We start from the raw sequence: 6000 nt of genomic DNA, 5'->3' as shown, positions 1-6000 counted from the left end.
TGAGAATGCAGCGTAGCCCTTGCGCGACCAGGGCATACGCCGCTCTTGCAGCGCCGTTGCGGTGGCAGCCACAAGAGCGGCCAGAATAGTGAACCGCCGGACCGCCTGACGCCATGCTAGTGTTTCTCTGTCGGCGCGAATGATTCTCTGCGCTGACGGACCCATGCCAGCAAACCTCTCTCCCGAGTACAAGCGGGCCGAACAAGCCTATCGGGCGGCACGCGAGCCGCGCGAGCAGCTCGAATGCCTGAAGGAGATGCTCCGCACCATCCCAAAGCACAAGGGAACGGAGCATCTGCAAGCCGATATAAAGTCGCGGATTAGAGAACTCACACAGGAATCGGTGGGCCACAGGAAAGCCGCCCACCGAGGGCCGTCACATGCGGTTCATCCCGACGGCGCGGCCCAACTCTGTTTGATCGGCCCGCCCGGCGCCGGAAAATCCAGCCTGCACGCGAGGTTGACAGGATGGAACAGCGAGTTCGGGCGCTACCACCGCCCGACCAGGCTGCCGATTCCCGGCATGTTGCCGTTCGAGGACATTTCTCTTCAACTGGTTGATCTGCCACCCGTCTCGGCCGAATTCATGCAGCCTGAACTCACCAGCATACTCCGCTCGACTGACGGCGCACTGCTCGTGGCCGATCTGAGCGCGCCAGACTGTACAGAACAATCGGCGCTGATTCTAAGGCGGCTCGCCGCAGCAAAGATCATCCTGACGGAGCGCTGGCCGGGTCAGGGTAGCGACCCCGCGAGGAGCGCGGTATTGTCGCCAGATGATCCCTTCAGCGTTTACCTCCCTACGCTGCTGCTGGCTAACAAGACCGATCTCGCCAACCCGGAAGACGCGGCCGTGCTCGAAGAGCTGCTCGGCGTACACTTTCCGCTGCTCGCAACCTCGGCCACCAGCGGACGTGGACTGGCTGAGATCGGACCATTTCTTTTCAGTGCTCTGGGCATCGTGCGTATCTACACCAAAGCCCCCGGGAAATCCGTCGATCGGAGTCGGCCCTTTACGATGCGTCGCGGCGACACCGTGCTGGATGTCGCCCTGCGGGTGCATCCTGATCTCGCACGCACGTTCAGGTTCGCCCGCATTTGGGGGAGCGGTCAGTTCAGCGGCCAACAGGTGGGCGCCGACCATCCGGTGGCCGATACAGACGTCGTGGAACTGCATTCGTAGTTCAAGCTGGGAAGATTGCAGCCAGTGACCTTTGACACGCTACCTGGAAGTGCCGGCCGGCTGTTTGCCTGACTCAACTGTCGCTGTAAGCAAACCAAAGTCCGTCACGGATCCTCGGCTGCTGAAGTAACGATTTTCTGGGAATCTAAACAAAGCCTCTTAAATAACTTTAGCGTTGCTTTCCAGTTCCGCGCGGATCTCCGTTGCAATGGGCACCAGATCGCGCCGGGCGCCCTCGGGATTGCTGGTGCAAAACGCGAGATGCAAGCCTGGCTCGAGCTGGTCCGCAATCGCCAATACCGGTGCTAGGGATCGACACCGATTATGTACCGCACTAACGTATCCACGCCGAACGAGTCGCCCAGATAACACCAGCCGAGCGTGAACTGCGCGGATACATGTTGCTCCGCCGCACCCGCCATCATCTGGGTGTCAAGTTGACGCTGACATTCGGCGAGCGCCACTCGCCAATCGGCGTCAGCAGCGTGAGCGTGGATACAAACCCGTTGAGGCTCTGCGTCGCGTCCCTACTTTGGAGACCACCGGGTGCTACATTACCTGTTGAAGAGCAATGCGAAGCGACGGAATTACGAGCGCTTCCGGCTCGTCCACAGTTGAACGTTCCACCGGCTCCTGGTCGTCTGGAGCATCGTCGCGCGCGCTACCGGCATGGCAGCGCTCGCGCCGTAAATTTCCAGGATCCACTGACCGTCGGACTTCGGAGGACCACGATCATGACAAGCTACGATCAGGACGTTATCGCATGGGCCAGGGAGCAGGCAGCGCTGCTGCGCACCGGGCGGTTCGAGGAAATCGACGTCGGGCACATCGCCGACGAAATCGAGGACGTAGCCAGAGCGGAAGTGCGCGACATGGCTCGCCGCATGCGGGCCTTACCGTGTGGCTTCTCAGGTGGCAGTACCAGCCGGAGCAGCGCTCGCCGAGCTTGCGTTCGATGATCCGTGTGCAGCGCGAGCGGTTGAAGGCGCAGTTGAGGCGCACACCCAGTCTGCAGCCGATTCTCGCCGACGACGAGTGGATCAAGGACGTGTGGGCGGACGCCCGCCAGGAAGCGAGCAAGCAGACGAGTATCGGTTTTGCGTTCTTTCCTGAGCACTGCCCGTGGCCGATGGAGCAGGTTCTCGATCCGATGTTCTGGCCGGAGTTGGGCAGGGACACAGGCACACCCTGCGAATCATGACTTCCCCGGCTGCGCCACCGAGCCGGCTACATTGCGGCGCGCCGGCAGGATGCAGGAATTGACCGACTGAATATCGCCTGATGACCCGATTCGGTACACGTGGCAAGAGGCGGGACTTTCACCATTTCAATGACGAGGAGGTGGAATGAGCAAGTGCCTGTGGACGTGTGAAGAAGTGACAGCTGCTGTCGAAGAAGAAATCAGGCTCCAACTCAGGAAAGCTGATTCAGCGTTGTCCGAGGTAACGCGCAATACGTGTCGCGACTACGCTTTCGGTGCATATCTTGCGTGGGAGGCGGTCACGCGCACCTGTCTGACGGAACAGCGTTTTTCCGAGGCGAGGCGTATTGGCAACCTGGTCGAGTTCCCGGATTCAGACGGCGCATGATCTATCCGGAAAGTGTCGCTATTGATCGTCGATCGTGAAACGCACGGGCATCAGGGACACATCGGAGCAGGCAAGCGATTATGGCCTACACTAGAGAGGCGTCTTTCGCGTGCTCGAGGCCCGCTTTGACGCAATGCAACGTCACTGGGAGCCGATTGAAGCGGGCGAATGACGATGGCGCAGGCAACACATTATTATCTGCTGTCTGAAATCATCTGGAACTGATGTTCAAGCAAGGGGGCATCATGTTGCAAGCCAGTGAAATCCAAAAGCGTTTTACTCATCTGCAGCAAACCGTCAGCGATGCATCACGGACCTGCCATGCCGACAAGACGATTCCAGCAGACTTGATGAACTGGATGGATGAGCTTGATAAGGAATGCAAGTCGGCTAAAAAGATCATGTCGACCAACGATGAAGATCGGATCCGGCAGTGTGTCGATGATCTCGAACGGATTGGTGATCGTGCGGAGCGGGCCTGCCAGAAAGCCGGAAGCCTCGACACCAGGGTCAAGGATGCGGTCAGTTCGATGCATTCGGAACTTTCCGACCTGAAGCGACAACTCCACTGACATGACTGACTGCCCCGGTCCAACCGCTGGGGCAGGTTTCACTTCGCCGTCACGAGGCGGTTAGCCCGCTCCGGCCGACTTATCAGTCTCTCCCTCAGCCAACGAACGATTACGCCGTTGACGCTCGGGGATCGGCGTGGAACCGAGCGCCCGATAGGCGATTGTTTGGTGATCGAGAGTGTGTCGAGGCGGTCGTCGTAGATGGAGCGCAGAGGGCCACGCTCAGGCGGGTCGATGCAGAGCTGCTCACCCGGATGCCGCCAGGGCGCCACCGGAATCTGCTGTACGAATCCAGCATATGCGCTGGGGGCGGCTGGAACGGACGGCTCAGTCAGGCTGGTCTGTTTGTAAAACTAGTTATCCTTATCAAACAATTTACTCGCGAAACGATATAAGGCAAGGCGTGGGTTGCGGACGCAATCGTGGACCTTCTCAAACTCGAACGTTAGGTGGGCGGAAATTCGCGCTTACCGAAAGTTCAAGGGCGCAAAGTGCGCTAGCCCCATTCGCCGAAGCCAGTCATCACCGACATCGCTTCCGTTGCTACGCCAGCGGTCGACGACCGCCTGCATACGCTGCGTGTTCCAGGCGACGACCACATTCGTCAATAGCGTCAACGAGCCATTGAAGGACCTCGGTTCGCATGCTGAACTTCGGCTGATCAAGCCAACGTTCGAACGACGGGCGCCATTCTTCCCACGCCTTGTCATCGAGGTCGAATTCCTCGTCGACCTGGCCGCTTCCGTCTTCGCAGAGGAACGTGTAGACGACGCCGTGCCCGCTCCGGTATGCGACGATGCAATCGCTCAGATCGGTGGTCATGCCGACGGGATGCCGCTGCAGCAGCGCGGCAACGTGCTCTTCGAAGCGTTCACGCGTCGTCATCGTCGTCCTCGTGTGGGTCGCCTCGTGGCATGGGCGCGTGCAGGAGCTTCGACATGTCTACGCCCATCATCTCCATGGCGTCCGTCAGCAGATCGGTCTGCAGCCTGAAATTGAGAATGTGCTCTTCGCCGTCGAACACGCATCCCATACCGCTATGTATCGAGAGCACGTACCGGGCGACATGCAATGCGTGCAGAACCCTGGCTTCGTCGCTTGGCTGCTCGTCCTCGTCGAGGTCGATGGTCTTTTCAAGCCCGCGCGGCGGCGGAACGGAAACGACGCCGCTCTTCACCAGCTCGACGGCAGACGACACAAGGCGAATCTCCGGCTCGAAGTCCAGCCGAAACACCTCCCTCTCTGCGTGGCAGGTAATGCCGCTATGTTGCTGGAGCGTCCGCAGCGCCGCTTGCAGTGCATTCAGCACGAGACGATTGTCTGCTGCCTGCTGAACCGCGCGGCGAATAAACGGATCAGTGTCCATGATCCACCTCGATGATCTACGCCCTTAGCCTAGCATCGAAAGTACCCGATCCCGCGATCCCTTGTAATTGGCAAGGGTCTGGCGTGTCACGCAACCGAGACCTGCAGCCGCTTCCGCGCCTTGAGTGCCGCCGCGACGTGTCGATCTTCGTCGTGTGGCGCAAGTCGACGATCCGATTGACGTCCTGCGGTCGGAGCCGTGCCGGCTCCGACGGCGTCACCTCTTGCGCGATCATCTCGCGTTGAGCAGCAGCATCTTTGCCGACGCGCTGACGGGTAGGGCAGCCGGCGCGCACACGCCCCGGAATCATTGTCAGATGAAATGCGATTGACCTGCGCTCGTCTCGTCAACTTAATACCCGGCTTCCAAGTTCCTAAACGTCGTTGTAACCAACGGTATATTAAGGAGACAAGTGATGGCCTAGTCGTTTTTGCTCCTTCGCAGCGTTGCGGGTGAAACCGCCCACGGCGAAACCGATCGCTGAAGCGGCAAAGGTGAGGATTTCCAGGAGTCTCGGAGATCTGCCGGAGATCTATTATTCCAAAGGAGCGGACCATGAGCCGAAAGCTTGTGCCGCTCAAGGACGCAAATTGGCAACAGGATCTGGGTCAATCCCGCGCGTGTTATTCACGCGAGATCGGAACCAGGTGGATGATCTGCTGCTTGGACTCCGAGTCACGGGAGGACTCGCATGGACTGGAAGACTCACAGCCCGGCTGCCCCGGGCTACTATTGGCTGCGGCTGAGTGATAGCGAGGTGGTGCCGGTTGAGGTGCGCATTGAAGGCGCATATGGGGAGCTTCTGGAGGTCGTGTTCCTCGGGATCGCCGAGCCTATCGTGCTCGAGGATAAGATCTTCAATGATGCACGCTGGCTTGGACCAATCGAGCCACCCGTAGCGCCATGACCGGATGTGTCCGCATACATCCTGAGAAGACTGCTTCGGGAATGGCAAGCGTAGCCAGCCGACTCTGAATCTGGCGCATCGACTCGCCGGAATGCGTTCAGTGTCATTGCTTGCCGGACCGGTGCTCTGCGCACGCTGTCTTAACCTGCTGCCTCAAGTGGAACGCAGGCGAGGAGACAAATCAGGGATTTTCGGCCTCGAGACGGGGATCCGCTGAGCCCCACGACATCCCGTGCCACTTGACCGTCTTGCGATGCCGCTCATCGTCCCAGAATGCAGGTAGATACTGGGTCGGTTTGTATTGCACTTCCGGCCGCGGAGGCGCGCGGTCTTGTGGTTAAGTTGTCCAGTGCGAAATTGTTACTTGACGCACTTTTGCTGGG

Annotated in this window: 5 protein-coding genes and 2 pseudogenes; 5 read left to right on the top strand and 2 right to left on the bottom strand. The window is 59.4% G+C overall.

What is annotated here, in order from left to right; translation table 11 throughout:
• Nucleotides 1-163: 163 nt before the first annotated feature.
• The 4 genes and pseudogenes from BN2476_RS39610 (at nucleotide 164) to BN2476_RS39595 (ending at nucleotide 3344) form a co-directional block, all read left to right on the top strand.
• On the top strand, nucleotides 164-1183 hold the full coding sequence (locus BN2476_RS39610; RefSeq protein ID WP_087739621.1) for a TGS domain-containing protein: 1020 nt from the start codon (nucleotides 164-166) through the stop codon (nucleotides 1181-1183).
• 398 nt (nucleotides 1184-1581) lie between these two features.
• Nucleotides 1582-2384 (top strand): annotated as a pseudogene (locus tag BN2476_RS49815) (DUF29 domain-containing protein).
• A gap of 145 nt (nucleotides 2385-2529) precedes the next feature.
• Nucleotides 2530-2772, top strand: a complete 243-nt coding sequence (locus tag BN2476_RS39600; protein WP_087739620.1) for a hypothetical protein — start codon at nucleotides 2530-2532, stop codon at nucleotides 2770-2772.
• A 245-nt stretch (nucleotides 2773-3017) separates the two neighbouring features.
• Nucleotides 3018-3344 (top strand): hypothetical protein, encoded by a 327-nt coding sequence (locus tag BN2476_RS39595; protein ID WP_087739623.1) that lies wholly within the window; start codon nucleotides 3018-3020, stop codon nucleotides 3342-3344.
• 470 nt (nucleotides 3345-3814) lie between these two features.
• Here BN2476_RS39595 and BN2476_RS46830 read toward each other — a convergent pair.
• Together BN2476_RS46830 and BN2476_RS39585 are read right to left on the bottom strand one after the other, a co-directional pair.
• Nucleotides 3815-3976, bottom strand: a pseudogene (locus BN2476_RS46830) (Tn3 family transposase); the annotation flags it as partial.
• Between the two features lie 239 nt (nucleotides 3977-4215).
• Nucleotides 4216-4653: a hypothetical protein gene (locus BN2476_RS39585; RefSeq protein ID WP_235851163.1), complete on the bottom strand. Its 438-nt coding sequence runs from the start codon at nucleotides 4651-4653 to the stop codon at nucleotides 4216-4218.
• 748 nt (nucleotides 4654-5401) lie between these two features.
• Here BN2476_RS39585 and BN2476_RS39580 point away from each other — a divergent pair.
• On the top strand, nucleotides 5402-5617 hold the full coding sequence (locus BN2476_RS39580) for a hypothetical protein (protein ID WP_087739618.1): 216 nt from the start codon (nucleotides 5402-5404) through the stop codon (nucleotides 5615-5617).
• The last annotated feature ends 383 nt before the right edge of the window (nucleotides 5618-6000 follow it).

This window comes from Paraburkholderia piptadeniae (genome assembly GCF_900007165.1).
GTDB lineage: Bacteria > Pseudomonadota > Gammaproteobacteria > Burkholderiales > Burkholderiaceae > Paraburkholderia > Paraburkholderia piptadeniae.
The sequence above is the reverse complement of the archived record's forward strand: the minus strand, read 5'-3'. Positions and strand labels throughout refer to the sequence as shown.